Here is a 21,620-nt window from a genome sequence, read left to right as displayed (position 1 = left end):
CAATGTCCAAGACTCCTGTTTCCAAAAAAATATTCGTAACCGATACCATCCTGCGCGACGCTCACCAATCGCTGCTGGCGACCCGCATGCGCACCGATGACATGCTGCCGATCTGCGACAAGCTCGACAAAGTCGGCTACTGGTCCCTGGAAGTCTGGGGCGGCGCGACCTTCGACGCCTGCGTGCGTTTCCTCAAGGAAGACCCGTGGGAGCGCCTGCGCAAACTGCGCGCCGCGTTGCCTAACACACGCCTGCAAATGCTGCTGCGTGGCCAGAACCTGCTGGGCTACCGCCACTATAGCGACGACGTGGTCAAAGCCTTCGTCGCCAAGGCTGCTGTGAATGGCATCGACGTGTTCCGCATCTTCGACGCCATGAATGACGTGCGTAACTTGCGTGTGGCTATCGAAGCGGTCAAAGCTGCCGGCAAACATGCCCAAGGCACCATCGCCTACACCACCAGCCCGGTGCACACCATTGAGGCATTCGTGGCCCAGGCCAAGCAAATGGAAGCCATGGGTTGTGACTCGGTGGCGATCAAGGACATGGCCGGCTTGCTGACCCCATACGCCACCGGCGAACTGGTCAAGGCGTTGAAGGCCGAGCAAAGCCTGCCGATCTTCATCCATTCGCATGACACCGCTGGCCTGGCTGCGATGTGCCAACTCAAGGCGATCGAAAACGGTGCCGACCATATCGACACCGCCATTTCCAGCTTCGCTTGGGGCACCAGCCACCCGGGCACCGAGTCGATGGTCGCAGCCCTTAAAGGCAGCGAATTCGACACTGGCCTGAGCCTGGAACTGCTGCAGGAAATTGGCCTGTACTTCTACGCCGTGCGCAAGAAGTACCACCAGTTCGAAAGCGAATTCACCGCCGTCGACACCCGCGTGCAAGTCAACCAGGTGCCGGGCGGGATGATTTCCAACCTGGCCAACCAGTTGAAAGAGCAGGGCGCACTCAACCGCATGAGCGAAGTGCTGGCCGAAATCCCGCGTGTGCGTGAAGACCTTGGCTTCCCGCCGCTGGTCACGCCGACCTCGCAGATCGTCGGCACCCAGGCGTTCTTCAACGTGCTGGCCGGCGAGCGCTACAAGACCATCACCAACGAAGTGAAGCTCTACCTGCAAGGCGGCTACGGCAAGGCGCCGGGCACCGTGAACGAGAAGCTGCGTCGCCAGGCTATTGGTAGCGAAGAGGTGATCGACCATCGCCCGGCCGACCTGCTCAAGCCGGAGATGACCAAGCTGCGCGGCGAAATCGGCGCATTGGCCAAGTCCGAAGAAGACGTGCTGACCTATGCCATGTTCCCGGACATCGGGCGCAAGTTCCTCGAAGAACGTGACGCCGGCACCCTCACACCTGAAGTGCTGTTGCCGATCCCCGAAGCCGGCGGTGTAGCCCGTGCCGGTGGCGAAGGCGTGCCGACCGAGTTCGTCATCGACGTGCACGGCGAAAGCTACCGTGTGGACATCACCGGTGTCGGCGTGAAAGCCGAAGGCAAGCGCCACTTCTACCTGTCCATCGACGGCATGCCCGAAGAAGTGGTGTTCGAACCGCTCAACGAGTTTGTCAGCAGCGGCGGCAGCAAGCGCAAGCATGCAACCGAGCCGGGCCATGTCAGCACGGCGATGCCGGGCAACATCGTCGACGTGTTGGTCAAGGAAGGCGACGTGGTCAAAGCCGGCCAGGCGGTGCTGATTACCGAAGCCATGAAGATGGAAACCGAAGTGCAGGCAGCGATTGCCGGCAAGGTAACCGCCGTTCATGTGGCCAAGGGCGACCGGGTCAACCCTGGCGAAATCCTGATTGAAATCGAAGGCTGATCCCGCCTTCGACACTACCGCTTAATCCTCGGGGGGGCAGGTGCTCCCCTTTTTTTTGCCTGACATTCAGGCGCCGACAGGCGCTTTGCGCTTGAAACTGATGAATACGCCGGTGTGTGTGTAGATCAACTCCGGAACCAGGGTGTTGAGGTTGCTGGTGATTGCGTCGAATCGGCCTTCGATCTGTCGGGCGTCAATGATGCGCCGTTGGCGGGTAAGCAACTCGTCGCTTTCGTTATCGACATGGAGGTTGAGCGTGGCACCGTCGAGGTTGACACGATTACCGACTTTCAACGTGCTGTGGGCCTCGCCCTTGCCGACGCTGAACGCGAGGCTTGAGCCGTGTTCCATGTGCAGGTCATGCTTGATTCGGGTTCGGCTATGAGGGAGCGAGTCCAGCCGCAGCGTACCTGCGACATTGAGCCTGTCCACCGTGCCGCCCATGTAGGTGCCGCCCGACTCAACCGTCATGGCGCCGCTGATGCGGCTTTGGTTGATCAGCGTTGCACCGCTATGGACCCGACCTTGCTGGTTGGCATCCAGCGCGCCGTTAAGTGTCCAGGTACCCATGCTCACCCTCAGGTGCTGCATCCGGCTGGCACCGTTGAAGGTGCCACCCTTGGCATCCTCCAGAATGACGTGGTTGGAGCCGCTGCCACCGTCTATGGTGCCGTTGAATTGGGCGCCGTTTTGCACGGTCAACACATCGTCGCCACCGCCCATGTCCAGGGCGATGCCATTGGTCCCGCTGATCACGCCGTTATTGGTGATGCTGTCATTAAACGCACCGATCAGTTTTACCCCGTAGCCGTTATGGCCGCTGATGGTGCCCTCGTTGACCAGTAGGGTTTTCCCATGGGCTGGCCCCACGTCACCATTGTCTACCAGTACACCGTGATGAGCGCCGCGAATGACCCCGTAGTTGTGGATTTCGCCGCCGCCCATGGCGATGCCTTCGCTGGTATTGGGCGCCCCGTTTTTATCTGCACCATTGGCGCCTGTGCCCTCAATGATCCCGTAGTTGCGAATCCGGGCGAGCTTGTCGATGTCCAGGCCATCGCCATCGCCGTCATTCTGCTTGGGGCGTTGGGTATCAGCTCCCGTGATGAAGCCGTAGTTGATGACCTGTGCATTGCCTTTGGACTTTAAACCAGCACCTTTGTGGCCGCGTATCAGGCCTGAATTGAGAAGCGCCACGTCGTCGGTTGCTTTTATGCCATTGCTGCCGCCGCCCACACTGCCGTGATTGACGACCGTGCCCCCTGCGCGGTTCAGGCTGATGCCGCTGTAAGACTCTTTGAACCGCATGGAAGGGCCGGTGGAAATGTGCCCATGGTTTCTAAACACGCCGCCCGTGGTGATCTCAACGGCGTTACCTGCTTGAGCATGCACAGAGGCGCCGGCTGCATGGGGTGCAGCCGCTGGAAGAGAGGGAGCAGGGATATAGGCAGGAGGATGCAAGGATACGCGTGACATAGATTTCGACCTCGTGTGTGCTTGAGGTCGAAAACTAACGTAGGCGCTTGCTGTTTTATGTCGGCTGATTGAGCCGACGAGCGTAAGACCGCTCGCTATCCATGCAGTACTTGCGTTTAGAAACTCATCTTCCACTCGCCCATCAGGCCCTGGCTGCGGCTGTGGGTACCGGCTTGGGCGCTGTAGGTCAGGCCGACGCTGTGTTCGGTGGACAAGGCGAGGTCCAGGCCGGCTTGCATGTCGAGGCTATTGCGGTCCAGCGAGGTGCCGGTGATGGTGAAGCTGTCGATGTTCCCCTGTGCGGCGCGCGAGGATTGGCGCACTTGGCTGTCGACTTCACCGTAGAGGTGCTTCCAGTGGGTACTCAGGTGGGGTGTGAGGCTCATCTGATTGTCGAACCGGTACACCGTGGCCAACCGCAAGCCAAAGGTGCTGCTAAGGTTTTGCTGGGTTTGTGGGCCTACGTTCAGGGCCGTCCAGCCACCTTTTTCTTTGAAACTGTCGCGGTGATAGCGCTGATAGCCCAGGCCTGCGAAGGGCTCAACGTGCACGTCGGCAGTGCCCAATTGGTAGCCCAGCTCGGAAAACACCGTTTGGCTTTGAGCGTTGTAGTTGCCCTGCAGTTGCTGCTTGAAGTCGAGCACGTTGACGTCGCGTTTGTTCTTGCCCGCATGATCGCTGTAGAACGCCCCCAGGCGCAGGGCCAATGGGCCGTCCTGGCGCACGGCATAGCCGCCCAGGTGCAAGCTGTCGAGTTCGCCTTTGAAACGTTGAGCTTGAAGCTCGCTGGTGGACTTGGCGCCCATAACACCGACTCGCCACGCGTCACCCACGGCCCAGTCGGCGCCCAGCATCAGGCCTTTAGTGCCGTGCTTGAGACCGTCGCTGCCGCCTTGTTTATCGAGCTCGCCGCCATTGCCCAGGCCTTGCACCCACAAGTGTCCATCGCCATCACTGGGCAGCGTGCGCAGGGTTGCGAGCAATGAGTTGCTAATGTGCGCGGTGGCGTTTTGGGTCGCGCCAGCCAAGTTGGCATTTTGGCTGCCTGCCAGTTGCTCGAATGTTGCACCCAGGCCGCCTGGTTGTTGGGACAATGCGTCAGCGGCTTTTTGCAGGCCTTTGATTTCTTCCGAGGTCAGGTCGCCGGCTTGCAGTGCACGTTGCAAAGCCGGTCTAAGCACCGCAGCCAGTTGCTGGCCGTTGTGAGTTGTCGCCTGGTCGAAGTAGCTGTCGATGGGCACGATTGGGGCCGGCGGCTGGTAATACGGGGTGTCGTTAGAAAAGTCCAGTGCGTACTGAAAGGGTGTGCCTGCCAGGGCAAACGGGGTACTGGTTACGCCAACAGCCAGGCTGATAGCGCGTGCAAGGTTTAGGACGGAGAAGGGCATGAAGTCATAGCCTCTGGTGAATGAGGCCGGGAATTTAGCGAGATGGCGGGGCGATAACTGTCAGGCTATCGACCCCTGATTTGCGGGAGGTGTCTCTACTGCAGGGCGATTAAAACCGCATTTGCCATTGGCTTGTCAGTGTGTGGTTGTGGCTGTTGCCTTGAGCGTCACCCCTGCCGCACATAGCCTTTGCCGTAGTGACGCTCCAGGCGCGCCTGGATCAGTTCCAGCCCGAGGGACATCACCCAGTAAATGATCGCGGCGGTCGTGAGCATTTCGATGTATCGGTAGCTTGATCGCCCGTACGACTGCGCCAGGAACATCACTTCCCACACGCCCATCACCGAGATCAGGGACGAGTCCTTGAGCATGGAGATGAACTGGTTGGTGGCGGGCGGCACGATGGTGCGCATGGCCTGGGGCAGGGTGACGTGCCAGAAGATCGCGCTATCACGCATGCCCAGGGCCAGGGCGGCTTCTCGTTGGCCGTGGGGAACGCCAAGGATGCCTGCGCGGAAGATTTCGCTCAGGTAGGCGCCGTAATTCAGTGAGAGCGCAATGATCCCGGCGACGATGGCGCCTGGCACCAGGCCCAGTTGGGGCAGGCCCAGATAAATCAGCAGGATCTGGATCAACAGCGGCGTGCCGCGAAAGAACGACGCGTAAAAACTCGCAATGCCAAAGGCCACGGCGCTTTTCGACAGGCGCCCCAGCGCGGTGATAAAACCCAGCACCGACGAGGCGACTATCGAGCAAAGGCACAGAAACAGCGTCAGCGCTGCGCCTTGCAGAAACCCGTTGGGCGCCAGGTGCACGCCGACCAGGTTAGGCAGCTTGTCGAGGATGATCGAGAACTTCAGGTCAAAGCTCAGGAAGAAGCTGGCGAATAGGCAAAACAGTGCTGCCCACGTCAGGTACAACCGCGTACGAAAGCCAAAGAGCCGCTGCAGCCGCGATGCGTTCACCGGCGGCTTGGGTGGTGTCGGGAAGGCGGTCATTTGCTGATATCGGCGCCGATCCATTGTTGCGACAGCTTGCTTAAGGTGCCGTCCTGTTTCAACTGCGCGAACACTTCCCGCACCTTGGCGTCCCACTGAGGGTCACCTTTCTCGATGGCCACTGAATTGGGCTCGGCATACAGCGATTCACCGGCGAGCTTGAAGCGCTTGTCCTGATTCAGGCGCGGTTGGGCCGTGACCAGGTTGGTGAGGATCGCATCCAGGCGCACACCGGCGCCCAGGCCCAGGTCTTGGAAAGCGACGTTATCGGTGTCGTACGGGGCGATCTGCACATCCTCGAACGGGTACTGAAGTTGCGTATCTTCGGCGCCTTCGATCACCAGATTCTTGTTCAGGTAGCTCTCGTAGCTGGACGCGCTGGTGAGGCCGACTTTCTTGCCGCTGAGGTCTTTGGCGCCGTGGATGCGCTCATCCTTGGCATTTACAACGATCACCGCAGGCGAGGCGTAGTACTCCACCGGGAAATCAAACACCTCGGCGCGGGCCTTGCTCGGGGTCATGGAGCAGATGCAAATATCGTAGCGCCCGCCCCAGCGACCTGCGGCAATCACATCCCAGGACGGCGTTTCCAGACGCAGCTTCACGCCTAATTTCTGCGCCACTGCCTTGGCCACGTCGACGTCAAAACCATCGAGTTGGTTCTGTTCGTTGAGAAACGAGAACGGTGGGTAGCTTTCCATCAGCACGCCCACCAGTTCTTTCTTCTGCTCAACCCGGTCGAGGGTTGCACCGCCAAAGGCTTGGGTAGAGGCAGCCAGCATCGTCAGGCCCAGGGCCAACAGCGGTTTAAGTTTCACAATCGACACCTGAGTAAGAAAAGGGTTGTTATTAACCAGACGGTACGCATTAAATAGTTATAAGAACGACTCTCATAGTGAGTTATTTTCATAAGCATATGAGTAAAAAGCATATGGGCGCAGCAAACGCAGTAATTCTCGATGGTGGCATGGGCCGTGAACTTCAACGCCGGGGCGCGCCGTTTCGGCAGCCGGAGTGGTCGGCATTGGCGTTGAGCGAAGCGCCGCAGGCCGTTGAGGCGGTGCACACGGCTTACATCCAGAGCGGTGCCAACGTGATCACCACCAACAGCTACGCGGTTGTGCCGTTTCATATTGGCGAAGCGCGGTTTGCTGCCGAAGGCCAGGCCCTTGCGGCGTTGGCCGGTGAATTGGCCCGACGTGCGGTACAGGCTTCAGGCCAGACGGTGCGTGTGGCAGGCTCATTGCCGCCGCTGTTCGGCTCCTACCGGCCCGATTTGTTCGAGGCCGGCCGAGTCAGCGAACTGCTGACGCCACTGGTGAATGGCCTGGCGCCCCATGTCGACCTATGGCTGGCGGAAACCCAGAGTTCGATCGTTGAGGCCCGAGCTATTCATGCCGGCCTGCCGCAGGACGGAAAACCGTTCTGGCTATCGTTTACCTTGAAGGATGAAGACACCGATGAGGTGCCACGCCTGCGTTCTGGCGAACCGGTGGCAGACGCGGCTGAAGCGGCCGCGCAACTGGGTGTGGCGGTGCTGCTGTTCAATTGCAGCCAGCCGGAGGTGATTGGCGCAGCCATTGATACCGCGCGCCAAACGTTTGAGCGCCTGGGGGTGAGCATTCAGATCGGCGCGTACGCTAACGCCTTCCCGCCGCAACCCAAGGAGGCCACCGCGAATGATGGCCTCGACCCGCTGCGTGACGATCTCGACCCGCCCGGCTACTTGCACTGGGCCGCCGACTGGCAGGCACGCGGTGCCAGCCATTTGGGCGGTTGCTGCGGGATTGGGCCGGAGCACATTGCCGTGCTCGCCCAGAAGCTGGCCTAAGGCTTAAATCGCCTGGCGGCGACACTCCGCCAGGCCTTTGAGCTGACCAGAACCGGCCTGGTTCGCTTCGGACAGCCACTCTTCAAAGCCTGCGCCCACGGTGGGCCATTCCGAATCCAGAATCGAATACCACGCGGTATCGCGATTCTGCCCCTTCACGACCATATGCTGGCGGAACACCCCTTCAAAGCTGAAGCCCAGGCGTTCGGCCGCGTATTTTGAGCGGGCGTTGCCGTTGTTGCACTTCCATTCCAGACGGCGGTAGCCCTGCTCGAACGCGTATTTGGCCAGCAAGTACACAGCCTCGGTGCTTTTCGGCGAGCGTTGCATCGGTGCGCCGAAGGTGACGTGGCCGATTTCGATGCGGCCCTGGGCCGGGACGATGGACATCAGGCTGAGGATGCCCTGCACATCGCCGCTGGCGCGGTCGATCACGCTGAAGAAATACGGGTCGCTGTTGGCGGCATGGTTGTTGAGCCAGGCATCGAACGCGGCGCGCTCGGGGAAGGGGCCGTAAGGCAAATAGTCCCAGAGTTTCGGGTCGGCGCCCGGGCCTTCGAGGGCGCGGAACAGGCCGTCGGCATGCCGCGCCGGGTCGAGTTTTTCCAGACGGGTAAAACGCCCTTCCAGCAGTTGAGCCGTGGGCGCCGGGACGCCTTTCCAGTCGGCGGGTGAGATAGGCATGCTGCGCTCCTTAAAGACCTTTGCGAAATTGAATAAAACCTGGGCGTTCGGCGATGCGTTCGTACAGCGCAATCGCGGTGGCGTTGGTCTCGTGGGTCAACCAGTGCACCTTGGCACAGTTATCGGCCTTGGCGGTGGCGTAGACGAATTCGATCAATTTGCGGCCCACGCCGGTGCCGCGTTGGGCCGGGTCCACCAGCAGGTCCTGCAGGTAGCAGGAATTCTCGATGCTCCAGTTGGAGCGATGGTAGATAAAGTTGACCATGCCCACCGCTTTGCCGTCCTGCCAGGCGAGCGCCGAATGGGTCGGCTCGTTGGCATCGATCAGGCGCTGCCAGGTGCTTTGGCTGACGGCGTCCGGCAGTTCGGTTTCGTAGAACTTCAAGTACGCCTGCCACAGCGGCAGCCACGCGGCGTGATCGGCGGCAGTCACCTGGCGGATGTCGATCTGACTCATTCTGAAACTCCTTGGGGAATAAAGCGCGCGAGGGTCTGGTCGCGCACATCAATGCTGGCAGCCAGGCCTTCGCGCACGCCGGCAATATCGGCTGCGCTGCGGTTCTGGCTGAGTTTGCGCTTGCCGATCAGGCGCTCAACGGGCAGGGCGAAGCCGACGATGGCCTTGAGCATGCCGTCAATGTAGTCGGCCGGGGCGTCGCTGACTTTCCATGGCTGGGCGCGGTTGCCTTCGTGGCGATCGGTGAGGGCGGTGACCACCGCGAGCAGCCGCTCGGCGTCGGTAAATACCTCAGCCTTGCCGTAGGCATGCACGGCGATGTAATTCCAGGTGGGCACCACTTTGCCGTGCTCGGCCTTGGCCGGGTAAAACGCCGGGCTGATATAAGCGTCGGCACCGGCAAAGATCACCAGTGCTTCGCTGCCATTTTGCAGGTCACGCCATTGTGGATTGGCCTTGGCCAAGTGCCCGTACAGCGTGCCATTCGAGCCTTCATCGGGGTTGAGCAGCAGCGGCAAATGGCTGGCCTGCAGGCCTTGCTCACCAAAGGTCACCAACTGCGCCAGGCGGGTGTGCTGGATCAGTTGCTGCAGTTCAGGCAAATCATCGAGGGCAAAGGCGCGTGGTGTGTACATGGAAATTTTCCTTGGCGAATGCCTGCATCCTAGGCAGGCTAATGGTTCGTTGTAAGAGCCATCTGGCACCAATTTCATAGGTCCAATATGTCACCCATCGCGCCGCCGCTGTCGTTCAACCCCGCAGGTATCGAGTTGGATCGTCGCCAGGGGCTTACTCGACAACTCTACGAAGCCCTGCGCCAGCGGGTGCTGGACGGGCGGCTGGTGAGCGGCACGCGATTACCCGCCACGCGTGATCTGGCGGCGGCGCTGTCGATCTCACGCAACAGCGTAGTGCGCGCCTACGATCAGCTGTACGCAGAAGGGTTTATCGAAAGCCGAGTGGGTGACGGCACCTATGTGGCCCAACTGCCCACGGCAAAAAAACTATCCACAAAAGTATCCACAGGGTTTTCAACAGGGTTATCCCCAGCCTTATCCACAAAATGGGCGGATTTGCCGGAAGATCTGGACAATGAAGTTATCCACAGCGCGGGCCTGGCGCGGGTAAAAAACAACCACCTGGCTCACCCTCCAGCAGGACCGCCTCGGGCCTTTCGTGTGGGTGTGCCGGCCTTCGACCTGTTCCCGTTTGATATATGGGCCAAGCTGAATGGGGCGTTCTGGCGCAAGCCGAACCTGGAACTGCTGTGCTATGGCGACCCGGCCGGTGACGATCGTTTGCGCGGTCTGATCGCTGCGTATTTGCGCAGTTCGCGTGGCATGCAATGCACGGCTGAACAAATTGTGATCACCAGTGGCGCACAGCAAGCGATTAGCCTTTGTGCACAGCTGCTGGTAGAGCCTGGGGACGGCGTGGCGGTGGAAAATCCCGGTTACCGCGCCGCCGGTCACGCGTTCGCCCTGGCTGGCGCGCGATTGCATGGCGTGCCGGTAGACAGCGAGGGCATGGATAGCCAGGTGCTTAACACTCTGGATGACTGTCGTGTGGCCTATGTCACGCCGTCCCACCAATACCCGTTGGGCGTGGTGATGAGCCTGGCGCGGCGCCTGGAGTTGCTGGCCTGGGCCGAGCGTAGCGGCGGTTGGATTATCGAGGACGACTACGATGGCGAGTACCGCTACAGCGGCGCGCCCCTGTCGCCGTTGGCGGCGCTGGATCGCAGTGGGCGCGTGTTGTATGTCGGCACCTTCGGCAAGGTGGCGTTCCCGGCGTTGCGCCTGGGTTACCTGGTGTTGCCACCGGGGCTGGTGCAAGCCTTCACCCGCCGCCGTGCGGTGGATATGCGCCATTCCGAAGTCAGTACCCAGGCGGTGATGGCCGAATTCATGGCGGCCGGGCACTTCCAGCGGCACATCCGCCGCATGCGTCGTGCGGCCTTGAGCCGGCGCAACGCCTTGCTGGCCGGCTGGCCCGCCGGGCTGCCCGGCGTGGGGGCGTTGCCCAGCGTTGCGGCGGGGTTGCACCTGACGGTGCGGGTGGACAGCCTGGCCCGTGAGCAGGCGTTGCTCGCCCAGGCCCACGCAGTAAATGTCGAAATCAACGGTTTGAGCGGTTACTGGTTGGCTGACTCCGGCCAATCACCGGACCAGCGTGCCGGTCTGGTGATGGGTTTTGCCGCCGTGCCCGAAGCGGCTATCTCACAGGCACTGGCACGTTTGCGTCAGGTATGGCTGCCTGGTTAAGGCGCTCAACTTTTTAAGAACAACGACTTGGCCAGTTGATCGCTGATCCCACTGCGATGAATTTCGATCACGTCCCAGTCGCTCGGCCCTGTGCGTTGTTTACCGCCGCCGAGTCGTTGTTGTTCGCGGGTCTTGAGATGGGCCTTATCAAACTTCTCAAGCGGAGCGAGCTTCGTTGAGTAGTGAAAGTGCGCGTACCACAGCACGGCGCCGGTTTCCTTATCGCGAATATCGTACTCGTCCAGGTAGCCCTTTGGAGGCCCTTTGACGGAGCGACGGCTGAAGGTTTTGGTGATCGTTATCAACCCTTGGGTGTGCAGCCACTCCACCCGCGCAGCCGTTGGCGGTTGAAGCTTGATCGTGTCGACGTAGGTTTTTTTGCCCAGGCTATAGAGCCGTTGTGCAGCGTTGTTGAGGTTGCGCCTGGTTGATGCGGCAGACACATGATCGCTTTCGGTGAGGTTGCGTCGGGTGAGCGCTTGTTCGATCTCATTTGACGCGTCTTCCAAGCGTTTGGCGTAGGCGTCGAACAGATCTTGAATATCCTGGGGGGCATGCCAGGGTTTACGCGAGAAGCTCTGGTACTTGCGGGTTTCAGCTGGCTCGCCATCCAACAGCGTTTGCCCGTCGTTGATGCTGGTCTCCAGATCCACAGTGGCAGGCGCTGGCGGCGGCGGGGTGACCTTATGCCGTTTGACCCAGACGCCCGGGGTTTTTTCATGAAACGTGGCGAGCACCTTGCCCGTCCCGGATGCCTTGATATCGACCAGCGTACTGTCGGACTCACGGGTTTGACCCATTACCACGCCGTCGTAGCGCGTCTTGATGACTTTGCGCTGTGGTGTGTATACGGCTTTCGAGCTGCCAGGCTTGGGCTCCAAGGCTTTCCTCTCGCGCAGCAGTTGCGCGAGGTCGTGGATGGCCCGTTGGCTGAACTCACCAATATGCTGCAGAAGGCTTTCCAACGGTTTTTTAAGCAGGTGCTGCGGATAATCAGCGTGCAGGTCGAGCAAGCGTTGATCAGCGTTGGAAAACTGCTCAACCAGGCTGTTGAGGACGTCAATACGTTCATCCAGCGTTGCCCCGTTGCCCAGGCCTGTCACTTCGCCAAAGCTCTGCATGCTGAGATCGACGGCATCCACGATTTCGTCCAGCCGTTGACGCACTGTGGCTGGGGCCAGGTTTTCCCCATCATTGATGCACAGATAGCGGCCCAACGTGATTTCAAGCGATTTGAGGTCAAAGAGGCTGATTGTCGGCAGCTTCGGCATGCTTTTCTGAATGACCCGCGTGCCTTGCTCCCCCAACTGCTTGAGATCGCTGAAGCGCGCGTTTATGAACTCTATGCGCTTGATGATTTCCAGGTTCAGGGTGGACAGGCTTTGCGCGGTTTGCGCCTGGGCTCTGTAGTCAATGTCCACTTCGGCGTCGAGGGCAGTGGCTGACGCCAAGACCTCGCCATAGGTCGACAGGCGTTGATCCAGGGCTAACTGCGTCAGTTGCACTTGTTTTTCCAGGTAGCTGCTCAGGTTGCTCTGATAGTCGGGCACGGTGTCGATGACGCTCAAGGACTTGAGTTGGTCGATCGCTTCGTCGTACTCCGCCAGGCGGCCGTCGACTTTACTGACGAACGCCAGACGTCGCTGGTCAGTGGCAGGGCCGGGAGTTTCGTCCAACGCCGGCTGGCCTTCAAAAATGGCTGCTTGTTTGCTGGCAGCGACTGTTTCGAATGCGTTGAGCTTTATCTTGAGCTCAAGGATGCGTTCAGGCTGGTCGACCTTGACCGCTCGGCGACGTTTTGAAAGGCCGCTGCCGCGCAGTTTCAAGCGGGTATCGATAAACCATTGTCCGGCCAGGTTGCCTATCAGCAGTGGGCCGGTACGTAATGGCGTTTTCGAGTCGATGATGAGGACGTAATCATTGTCATCCACCGTCACCTCGAACCAGCGTTCACCTACCGGCGCATACCATTTTTCTGCAAGCGGATAGAGGTGCAGGTGGCTACCGGGGGTCTTGTTTTGGTCGCCAAGCCCGTCGGGCTTGGTGACTTTGAAGCTGTCGAGTGTTGTGGACAGGCTCGAGGGGGTGTGGCTCAGCGCACCACTGGTGTGTAAGGAGCCTCGATGATGGGCGGGAAGTTGGCTGTCGGTAATAGTGACCTGTTGCACCGAAGTGATTTTTTTCTCGGAAAGTGACGGTTTTTCCGATGTGTCGACCCGCCTCGTCTCGCTTTCAACATCAAGCTTGAGCGTATCGTTGCGCTCCCGGGGAGGAGGATGACGTGAGGCTATATGCAGGGCCAGGGCCATGCCCAGGTTGAGGAAGACATCCACCAACGCTGTCCACGAGGCTTGCTGATCACCCTTGTTTACGGCCTCTTCGGTGGCTTGCAGGTCGTCCATGATTTGCCAGATCCAGGCGGCGATCCCGACGGTACGCCCCATGAAGGGCAGTGCCGCGTTGAAGATCTGCCATCCGGTATGTCGAAATGTCGCCCAACGCTTCTGCACATTGGAAACTGACTGGCGGTCCGCCAGCGTGACCATGGCGTTAGCGTTGGCCTTAAATAGCGTTGCCAGAGCGTCGTTGCCCACCTCTTCATCGCTCAGGGTAACGGGACCGCTCATGTACAGCACGGTGAGTGGCTCAATCAGTAATCGCACTACCGTCCAGGGCGAGGGCAAGGTGTCCGGGAACACGTATTGGCCATAGTTGAAACTTTGCGCTTGCGGTAGCCAAGCCAGCACCGATTCGCGCAAGGTGCGGTTATTTTTGATGGCGTAAAGCAGGTTTTGCCGTGACGGGTATTGCATCAACACCGGCTCAAGCAACGGACGATAAAGCAGGCACGGGCCGGCGCTGGCGTCCCTTGGGCCGATCACGAACATATTGGCGACCACGTCTTGTTCATGGCCGGGCCGCAAGGTGGGTACGAAGGCCAGGGCGCGGATGACAATGGGCTGCCCGTCTACGTGGCGGTCGCATTCATCGGGGTGCATCACGGCGGCAACGTAGCGGTAACCGAGTTCATCGATTGCGCCCTGATGGCGAATTTTCATTTGCAAGGCCAGCAGCGGCAGTTGCAGGCGCAGATGGCTGGTGTAGAGCTGCTGCCGGTGGCTGGATTGCGCTGGGTCATCGAGCAGCTTCTGTTTGACCAGCGCGGGGTAATGCTCGCCGATGTCGATGTCTTCGATCAGGTCTTTCAGATAGTGGTAGGTCAGCCAGGCAGGTACACCCGTGTCATTGTTGTAGCGCACCGTAGTGTTCCCGGTGGGCAGGCCGGTAAGGTTCTCCAGCGCCAGGTCGATCAGGCCACGACGGGTGATGTCCACGGCGCCCGGTACGATGAGCGTGCCCCACACGACTGGGCTCTCAATCACAATCTCGACTTTGTCCAGGTTCAGATTCGCACCGTTTTCATGGGCCTGGATACGGTTTTGCAACTGTGCGCGGGCATAGTCCCGAAGAGGCGCAATGCCGTCCTGGAATGTTTCGCCGTGGTAATGGGCATGCAGCTGGGCCAGGTCGATCATGTAGCGGCCGTAGGCTGCGGTGTCCGAGTCCGACGCCGTGGCCAGCCAATCAGGCAGTTGTTGATGAGTATCGCGGATACTTGAGCGTTGGTGCTCACTCATGTCTTCGATGCTGGGCACGATGCGGGCAATGGCGGGCGATTTTGGCTGTTCTTTGGACTGATCAACAGGGGATTCGCTGAAACTGCCGATGGCCTGAATTTGCAGCCCGATCAGGGTACAGGCCTGGGTGTCGAAGAAGTTGCCGTCTGGCTCATAGAAGCGCCATTGCAAGACGGTATCACGCTCTGGCGCACTCACTCGGTCTGCCAACGAGGCGCCGAACTGCTCCAGTGAATCGAACGTTTCATATCCGTTCACCAGTGAGTGCGTGAGGATCATCTGGCGTCTCTCATGCTCGCCAACCAATACGCTCATATCCAGGAAGCTGATGTGGGTGGACTGGCCGTCCCGGCGTATATCGAGATCAACCAGGTAAGCATGGCTCTTGTAGGGGTCTTTCAAAGAGCGCTTGGCCAGTTCCGGTTCGTGGAAAACGGTGCGAGCCATGGCACATTCGTGTTCACCCAGGCCTTGCTCTTCGGTGATATTCCATACCTTCTTCAGGGTGTTGGAAAAGGACTGCCAGCGTGGGCTGGTACTGCCGTTGGGGGCGTTCCAGTAGCCCAGCTGCTGTTCCTGAAAGGCGGTGAACAGTACGCCGGACAACTCATTGATCAGTCGTGCGATGGCATCGATTTTCACCGCGAGGTGTATAGGCGCGGCAGCGTTGGGTTGCAGCGTAAGAAAGTGCTCGCCGTCGATATAGGTCACCCGTTCGCCGGACAGCGCCTGGCGCGCCAGGACTGAGGTGAGCGGCTCGACAATCGCCGGGGCCGGTTCGACAAGGTCGGCTACAACACGCCACTGAGGGCTGACCACCATGGCCAGGTCGGGGTCGATATCCAGCGTGGGGTACAGTTCTTTTAGTGCCGAGCGCAGCGTAGCGGCGGCGACCTCCCGAGTGGTGGGCCCTGTGGTTAATTGGGTGAGCAGTTCATAGGTACTTGGGGGGCGGTGGTTGTTAGGCAAGTCGTTGGGCATGAGCGCTCCTCTGCAATCGCTGGCCCGGACGGGCCTCAAGGGTTTGCAAGGTAGCGATGGCCGTGGCACGGAGGACGGTAGATAGATAGCGGCGCCTGGCCGTTTTATGGAAATAGCCCGAGGTATAAGCTTGGGATTTCCATGCCAGGGCGCGGCCAGGCAGAGGGGCGGTGCTTACATAGGCCTACTTTCCGATGCAGGCCGTTCAGGTCCCGGACTTGATCTTGGTCCAGGCCCTTGTCCTGGCCCGTTCGGCTTTGCTGTCCAGGGGTTTGAGGGTGTAGAGCGTGGCCATCGCCGTCTCGGTCGGGTACAGGTTGGGGTTGTGGCGAATGGCCGGGTCAACCAGCTCGGTAGCGTCCTTGTTCGGGTTGGGGTAGCCGACAAAATCACTGACCGGCGCAATCACATTGGGTTGCAGCAGGTAGTTGATAAAGGTGTAGGCGTCGTCCGGGTTTTTTGCGCCTTTGGGGATGGCGAGCATGTCGAACCAGATCGGCGCGCCTTCTTTGGGCAGGCGCATGTCCACCGTCACGCCATTCTTGGCTTCTCTGGCGCGGTTGGCGGCCTGGGAGAAGCTGCCGGAATAGCCCACGGCCACGCAGATATCACCGTTGGCGATGTCGGCCATGTATTTGGAGGAGTGAAAGTAGGTGATGTACGGGCGGATCTTCATCAGCAGCGCTTCGGCTTTTTCATAATCCTTGGGGTTGCTGCTGTTGGGGTCCAGGCCCAGGTGCTGCAAAGCCAGTGGCAGGATTTCTGATGGCGAATCCAGCAGCGCCACGCCGCATTGCTTGAGCTTGCTGATGTTCTCTTCTTTGAAAATCAAATCCCAACTGTCGACTGGCGCATTGTCACCCAGGGCGGCCTTGACCTTGGCCGGGTTGAAGCCAATGAGGATGGTGCCGTACATGTAAGGCACGGCGAATTTATTGCCGGGGTCGTTTGCTTCGATCAGCTTCATCAACTTGGGGTCGAGGTGGTTCCAGTTCGGCAGCTTGCTGCGGTCCAGCGGCTGGAACACACCGGCCTCGATCTGCTTGGCCAGGAATACGTTGGACGGCACCACCACGTCATAGCCGGAATTGCCGGTGAGCAGCTTGGCTTCCAGCGCTTCGTTGGTGTCGAAGATGTCGTAGACCAATTTGATCTTGGGGTTCTGCGCCTTGAAGTCTTCCAGGGCTTTGGGCGTGATGTAGTCGAACCAGTTGTAGACCTTGAGGGTTTTTTCTTCGGCGTGGGCCGCGCCGCTGATGACGGCGGCGCAGAGGACGAGTGACTTGAGCCTGTTCATTGGGCTGCTCCTTCAAAACCTTCGAGGACGTTGACGGCGTTGATGCCGATTTCTTCCACTGCGTAGCCGCCTTCCATCACAAACAGCGTGGGTTTGCCCAGCCGGGCGATACGCGCGCCCATGGCCAGGTAGTCCGGGCTGTCGAGCTTGAACTGCGAGATAGGGTCGTCCTTGAACGTGTCCACGCCCAGGGACACGACGATGATGTCGGCGCCGTAGCGCTCGATCTCTGCGCAGGCTTCTTCCAATGCGGCACTCCAGGCTGCCCAACCGGAACCGGCCGGCAGTGGGTAGTTGAAATTGAAGCCTTCGCCGTCACCTTCGCCCAGCTCGTCGGCATAGCCGAGGAAAAACGGAAACTCTGCTTGCGGGTGGCCGTGTATCGAGGTGAACAACACGTCGCTGCGTGCGTAAAAAATCGACTGGGTGCCGTTGCCGTGGTGGTAATCCACATCCAGGATCGCGACGCGTTTGTGGCCTTGGTCGAGGAAGGCCTGGGCGGCAATGGCGGCGTTGTTGAGGTAGCAATAACCGCCCATCAAGTCGCCCGCAGCATGATGCCCAGGTGGGCGGCACAGGGCGAAGGCACTCTGGGCGCCGCTCTGGATGGCCTGTTGCGCCGTGAGGGCGACTTGCGCCGCGCTGTAGGCTGCTTGCCAGGTGCCAGCGGTAATCGGCGCGCCGCCGTCGAAACTGTAATAGCCCAACTGGCCATGCAGGCTTGTGGGGATGACCCGGCGCAACGTGCGCGCGGGCCAGGTGTAAGGCAGCAAGTCGCCGTCCTGGCCGTATTCGGTCCAGCGCTGCCAGGCGCCTTGGAAGAAGTCGAGGTAATCGTGGCTGTGGATACGCTGCAGCGGTGTCAGGCCGAAGTCCTGCGGCGCATGCACCGGGCCCAGTTCGCGGTCTTTGACCCGTTGCAACACATGGTCGGCGCGCGAGGGCATTTCAAAGCAGGGCATCAGTTGCCCGTCCATCAATTCGCAACGGCCATGGTGCAGGTGGTGATCGTCCGAGTAGATCGTCAGCATTTGTTGTTCTCCGCAGGCTGTATCGGTGGATCCAGTCTTGCGGCGGGCGTGCTTTAAGAGAACGGCAGGAGCGGCCAAAAGGGGATAATTATGGCCAAATTGTCTGTCCTGAATTCGCCCCTCAATGAAGCATCATGCGCGAAATTGGCTCGGCGCCACGCCACTCCAACGCACAAAGGCATGCCTGAAACTTGCCGTTTCGCTGAAGCCCAGTGCCTCGGCAATCCGGTAAATCGGCCACTGGTCCTCGGCCAGCAGTTGCTTGGCGCGCTCGAAACGCAGCTCGTCCAGCAGCTCCTGGTAGCTGCATCCCAAGTCATGCAGGTGCCGGCGCAGGGTGCGCGCCGAACAGTTCATCTGCTCGGCCAAACCCTCCAAGCCCGGCGCGGCGTTGAGCTGTGCGGCGAGCAGCTGGCGAATTCTGCCGAGCCAGGCCTGGCGCCCGGTGAACTCCAGGTTTTGTTTGCGGCAACGCTCGGCCATGGCCTGGTGGGTGATGGCGTCGGCCAGGGGCAGAGGCTGGTCCAGCCAGTGTTTGTCGAAGGCAAAGGCATTGGCGGTGGCCTGAAATTGCAGCGTGCAGGGGAAACGCTCGGCGTAGCGCGTGCGGTAGTCGGGGGCGTCATGTTCAAAGCGCGCGGCCAGTAACGGCAGAGGCTGGCCGAGCAGGTCGTCGCAGATCACTTTCAATGACGCCAGGCACAGCTCGACGTTGAACATTTCCAGGCTGGGGTTTTCCCGGTAGTCGCCGGCGGTGAACCAGATACGCTCACCGTCCTCTTCAAGGCTCAGCTCGAACAGTGTTCCCAACAGCGCCGGATACCGTAGGGCCAAGCGTAACGCGTCACCAAAGGTGGCACTGGTGAGCAGGGCGTAACCGAGCATGCCGTAGGCCGACACATGCATTTGCGCGCCCAGCTCCAGGCCGACATCGCGGCGCAGGGCCACGGCGTTGGCGCACACGCGCATTTCCTGATTGGTGGTGATGCGCGTGTCGGCCCGGGTCAAGTCCGCCGCACAGATGCCGCTGCCGGCCAGCAGTGCCTCATGGGGCAAACCTTTGAAGGCGTTAAGCACCAGCGAAACAGCATTGAGGGTGGTGAGGTGGGAGTGCAGCATGGGAACTTCCAGCCAGGGGATGGCTGGAAGTGGAGCAAGTTACATGCCGGTCAGCTCAGTTCGCCGCACAGGTCCAGTTCCACCAGGCGGCGCACTTCACTGGCCTCAAGCCCGGCGCCGAGCAGGGCATTGAGCTTGCCGAACGCCGCTTCGCGGGTCATGCCGCCACCGGACAGCACGCCCACGCCGCGCAGGCGGCTGCCGGCTTCGTACACGTCCAGCTCCACGCCGCCTTCATGGCATTGGGTGATTGCCACGACGGTTACGCCCAGCGCCTGCGCACGCTTGAGGCTGGCGAGAAACGCGGGGTTATCGCTCGGCCCGGTGCCGCTGCCGAAGCATTCCAGCACCAGCGCCTGGATGCCGCTGTCGATCAACGCGTTGAGTTGCGCGGCGGCGATGCCCGGCACCAGCGGCAAGACGCCGACATTGGCCAAGGCTTTGGGCTGGCGGTAATGCAGGGCGGCCGGGATCATGTCAGCCTGGGCGACGCCGCCATTGCGTTGCAGGGCTGCAAACGGGTGGCGACCGAAGCTGCGGATTTTCGCGCAGCGGGTCGGCGCCATCAGCGCGCCGTGGAAGTACAGCTGCACGCCGGGTGCCAAGCCTTCGCCCAAGGCCGTCAACGCACCGCTGACGTTTTCCCAGGCATCGCTGTCGGGCACGCCGGCCGGCAACATGGAGCCGGTGAAGACTACCGGCGCCGGCAGGCCCAGCAGTTGGAAGCTCATGGCTGCCGCGCTGTAGGCCAGGGTGTCGGTGCCGTGCAGGATCAGCACCGCATCGCAGCCTGCGTCCACCGCCTCAACCACGGCGCTGCGCAGATGCTGCCAGTAGGTGGGCGTCATGTTGGCGCTGTCGATCAGTGGCGACATCTCTTGAAAGCGCCAGGTGGGCACTGCTGCATCGGCGAGCTGTTCGCGCATGCGCGCCTCAAAACCCGACGCAGGCGCCAGGCCGTTGGCGCTGGCCTGCATGCCAATGGTGCCGCCGGTGTAGAGCACCATCACGTTGTTAGCTGGTTGCATGAAAAATCTCCTGAACGAAAAACGCCGCCGGGCCCAGAGCATGCCCAAGGCCGGGCGGCGTGTCATCTAACGGTGATTAACGTTGCGCTTGAGCGCTCAGTTCAGCCGAGGCGACTGCTTCCGGTTTTACCGGGTTAGCCGGCCAGGCCTTGCGATCCAGGTCCAGGTCAGGGAACTGGCTGGAGTCGAACACCGGCGTCTTGATGCCCGCAGCGCGCTGGTTGTCGTAGTCATTGAGGATGCGCATGGCAATTTTGAACAGGAACGCCAGGGCGAACAGGTTCACGAACGCGAGCAGGGTCATGGTGATGTCGGCGAAGGCGAACACGGTGCTCAGGTTCTCGATCGAACCCCAGAAAATCAGCACCAGCACCAGCGCGCGGTAGCCCATCAGCACCTTGCGGTTGTTACCCACCAGGAAGCGCAGGTTGCTCTCACCCAGGTAGTAGTTGTACATGATCGAGGTGAACACGAACAACGCCAGGGCCACCGAGATGAACATGCGGCCCCAGTCACCGACTACCGCCGCCAGGGAGTTCTGGGTCAGGGCAATGCCGTCGCCTTCAAAGCCTGGGGTGTAGAAACCGGAGAGCAGGATCAGCAACGCGGTGCAGGTGCAGATCACGAAGGTGTCGAGGAACACGCTGAACGCCTGGACCACGCCTTGGGCGATCGGGTGTTCTACCGAGGCCACCGCTGCCACGTTAGGCGCACTGCCCAGACCGGCTTCGTTGGCGAACACGCCGCGCTTCACACCCATGATGATCGCGCTGCCCACCAGGCCACCGAAGGCTTGGTCGAGGCCGAACGCGCTCTTGACGATGGTCGCGAGCATGGCCGGTACGTGGTCGAATTGCAGCACGATCACGTACAGGGTCACAGCGATGTAGACCAGGGTCTTGACCGGCACCAGCAGGTCGGCAATCGAAGCGATGCGCTTGATCCCGCCGATGAATACCAGGCCCAGCAATACGGCCAGCGCCAGGCCGGTGTAGGTGGTGTCCAGGCCGAAGGCGTTGTTCAGCGAGTGAGTCACGGCGTGGGCTTGCAGGCCGTTGAAGGCGAAACCGAAAGTCACCAGCAACAGGAACGCCATGACCATACCCAGCCAGCGCTTCTGCAAACCGTGCTGGATGTAATACGCCGGGCCGCCCCGGTAGGTGCCTTCGGCATCGGTGCGCTTGTACAACTGGCCGAGGGAGCACTCGATAAAGCTCGAGGACATGCCCACCAGCGCGGTGACCCACATCCAGAACACGGCGCCCGGGCCACCCAGGGTCACGGCAATGCCGACGCCGGCGATGTTACCGGCACCCACGCGGCCGGCCAGGCTGAGCATCAGCGCCTGGAAGGAACTGAGCTGGCCGGAGCTGCTCTTCAGGCTGTCTTTGAACACCGAGAACATGTGGAAAAAGTGACGCAACTGTACGAAACGCGAGCGGATCGTGAAATAACCGCCGAGCCCGACAATGAGCACGATCAGTACTTTCCCTGAGAGGAAGTCGTTGATGACTTCGAGCATGGAGTGTTCCTCGCTGATTTTTCTAATGGCAAACGCAGGACGGTCCGATCCCTCACATAGCACCAGGCAGTGCGCGACGG

The 21,620-nt window shown here is 60.5% G+C and carries 16 protein-coding genes; 3 read left to right on the top strand and 13 right to left on the bottom strand.

Translation table 11 applies throughout. From position 1 onward, the window contains the following. Window positions 1-2 precede the first annotated feature (2 nt). Window positions 3-1,826, top strand: a complete 1,824-nt coding sequence (gene oadA, locus PSH96_RS29100) for a sodium-extruding oxaloacetate decarboxylase subunit alpha (RefSeq protein WP_056860900.1) — start codon at window positions 3-5, stop codon at window positions 1,824-1,826. A gap of 66 nt (window positions 1,827-1,892) precedes the next feature. On the opposite strand, the gene PSH96_RS29095 is transcribed toward oadA, so the two are convergent. The 4 genes from PSH96_RS29095 to PSH96_RS29080 all read right to left on the bottom strand — a co-directional run bounded on the left by PSH96_RS29095 (window position 1,893) and on the right by PSH96_RS29080 (window position 6,506). Continuing rightward, on the bottom strand, window positions 1,893-3,218 hold the full coding sequence (locus tag PSH96_RS29095) for a hypothetical protein (protein WP_305456685.1): 1,326 nt from the start codon (window positions 3,216-3,218) through the stop codon (window positions 1,893-1,895). A gap of 200 nt (window positions 3,219-3,418) precedes the next feature. Beyond that, window positions 3,419-4,690 carry an autotransporter domain-containing protein gene (locus PSH96_RS29090; protein WP_305456684.1) on the bottom strand — a complete coding sequence of 424 codons (1,272 nt, stop codon included), beginning with the start codon at window positions 4,688-4,690 and terminating at the stop codon, window positions 3,419-3,421. A 167-nt stretch (window positions 4,691-4,857) separates the two neighbouring features. Next, entirely contained in the window at window positions 4,858-5,688 is an 831-nt protein-coding gene (locus PSH96_RS29085) for an amino acid ABC transporter permease (RefSeq protein ID WP_305456683.1), read from the bottom strand. Continuing rightward, entirely contained in the window at window positions 5,685-6,506 is an 822-nt protein-coding gene (locus PSH96_RS29080; protein ID WP_305456681.1) for an ABC transporter substrate-binding protein, read from the bottom strand. Before PSH96_RS29080 ends, PSH96_RS29085 begins: the two co-directional genes overlap by 4 nt. A gap of 113 nt (window positions 6,507-6,619) precedes the next feature. Between PSH96_RS29080 and PSH96_RS29075 the strand changes: the two genes are divergently transcribed. Beyond that, a complete protein-coding gene (locus PSH96_RS29075) occupies window positions 6,620-7,519 on the top strand; it encodes a homocysteine S-methyltransferase family protein (RefSeq protein ID WP_058421097.1) in 900 nt (299 codons plus the stop codon). A 3-nt stretch (window positions 7,520-7,522) separates the two neighbouring features. Here PSH96_RS29075 and PSH96_RS29070 read toward each other — a convergent pair whose 3' ends face one another. Genes PSH96_RS29070 through PSH96_RS29060 form a run of 3 tightly spaced genes read right to left on the bottom strand, consistent with a single transcriptional unit; the run spans window position 7,523 to window position 9,295 of the window. After that, window positions 7,523-8,203, bottom strand: coding sequence for a GNAT family N-acetyltransferase (locus PSH96_RS29070; RefSeq protein WP_305456680.1), 681 nt, complete (start codon window positions 8,201-8,203; stop codon window positions 7,523-7,525). A 10-nt stretch (window positions 8,204-8,213) separates the two neighbouring features. After that, complete coding sequence (locus PSH96_RS29065; protein ID WP_058421099.1) at window positions 8,214-8,660, bottom strand: GNAT family N-acetyltransferase; 447 nt, start codon at window positions 8,658-8,660, stop codon at window positions 8,214-8,216. Continuing rightward, window positions 8,657-9,295 carry an FMN-binding negative transcriptional regulator gene (locus PSH96_RS29060; RefSeq protein ID WP_305456679.1) on the bottom strand — a complete coding sequence of 213 codons (639 nt, stop codon included), beginning with the start codon at window positions 9,293-9,295 and terminating at the stop codon, window positions 8,657-8,659. Before PSH96_RS29060 ends, PSH96_RS29065 begins: the two co-directional genes overlap by 4 nt. 87 nt (window positions 9,296-9,382) lie before the next feature. On the opposite strand from PSH96_RS29060, the gene PSH96_RS29055 reads away from it, so the two are divergent. After that, window positions 9,383-10,924: a PLP-dependent aminotransferase family protein gene (locus tag PSH96_RS29055; RefSeq protein WP_305456678.1), complete on the top strand. Its 1,542-nt coding sequence runs from the start codon at window positions 9,383-9,385 to the stop codon at window positions 10,922-10,924. Between the two features lie 5 nt (window positions 10,925-10,929). Here PSH96_RS29055 and PSH96_RS29050 read toward each other — a convergent pair whose 3' ends face one another. The 6 genes from PSH96_RS29050 to PSH96_RS29025 form a co-directional block, all read right to left on the bottom strand. After that, the gene (locus PSH96_RS29050) at window positions 10,930-15,543 is read right to left on the bottom strand and encodes a dermonecrotic toxin domain-containing protein (protein ID WP_305456676.1); all 4,614 of its coding nucleotides are present in this window, start codon (window positions 15,541-15,543) and stop codon (window positions 10,930-10,932) included. 205 nt (window positions 15,544-15,748) lie between these two features. Then, window positions 15,749-16,840 (bottom strand): polyamine ABC transporter substrate-binding protein, encoded by a 1,092-nt coding sequence (locus PSH96_RS29045; RefSeq protein WP_305456675.1) that lies wholly within the window; start codon window positions 16,838-16,840, stop codon window positions 15,749-15,751. Further along, complete coding sequence (locus tag PSH96_RS29040; protein ID WP_305456674.1) at window positions 16,837-17,871, bottom strand: histone deacetylase family protein; 1,035 nt, start codon at window positions 17,869-17,871, stop codon at window positions 16,837-16,839. The genes PSH96_RS29045 and PSH96_RS29040 overlap by 4 nt, the downstream gene beginning before the upstream one ends. A 132-nt stretch (window positions 17,872-18,003) precedes the next feature. Continuing rightward, a complete protein-coding gene (locus PSH96_RS29035; protein WP_305456673.1) occupies window positions 18,004-18,990 on the bottom strand; it encodes an AraC family transcriptional regulator in 987 nt (328 codons plus the stop codon). 50 nt (window positions 18,991-19,040) lie between these two features. Further along, complete coding sequence (locus PSH96_RS29030) at window positions 19,041-20,018, bottom strand: asparaginase (protein WP_305456672.1); 978 nt, start codon at window positions 20,016-20,018, stop codon at window positions 19,041-19,043. Between the two features lie 76 nt (window positions 20,019-20,094). After that, window positions 20,095-21,540, bottom strand: coding sequence for a sodium:alanine symporter family protein (locus tag PSH96_RS29025; RefSeq protein ID WP_305456671.1), 1,446 nt, complete (start codon window positions 21,538-21,540; stop codon window positions 20,095-20,097). Window positions 21,541-21,620: the final 80 nt, after the last annotated feature.

Origin of the sequence: Pseudomonas sp. FP2338 (assembly GCF_030687515.1) — a bacterium.
GTDB classification, from domain to species: Bacteria; Pseudomonadota; Gammaproteobacteria; order Pseudomonadales; family Pseudomonadaceae; genus Aquipseudomonas; species Aquipseudomonas salomonii.
This window is presented reverse-complemented; position numbering and strand designations above follow the sequence as displayed.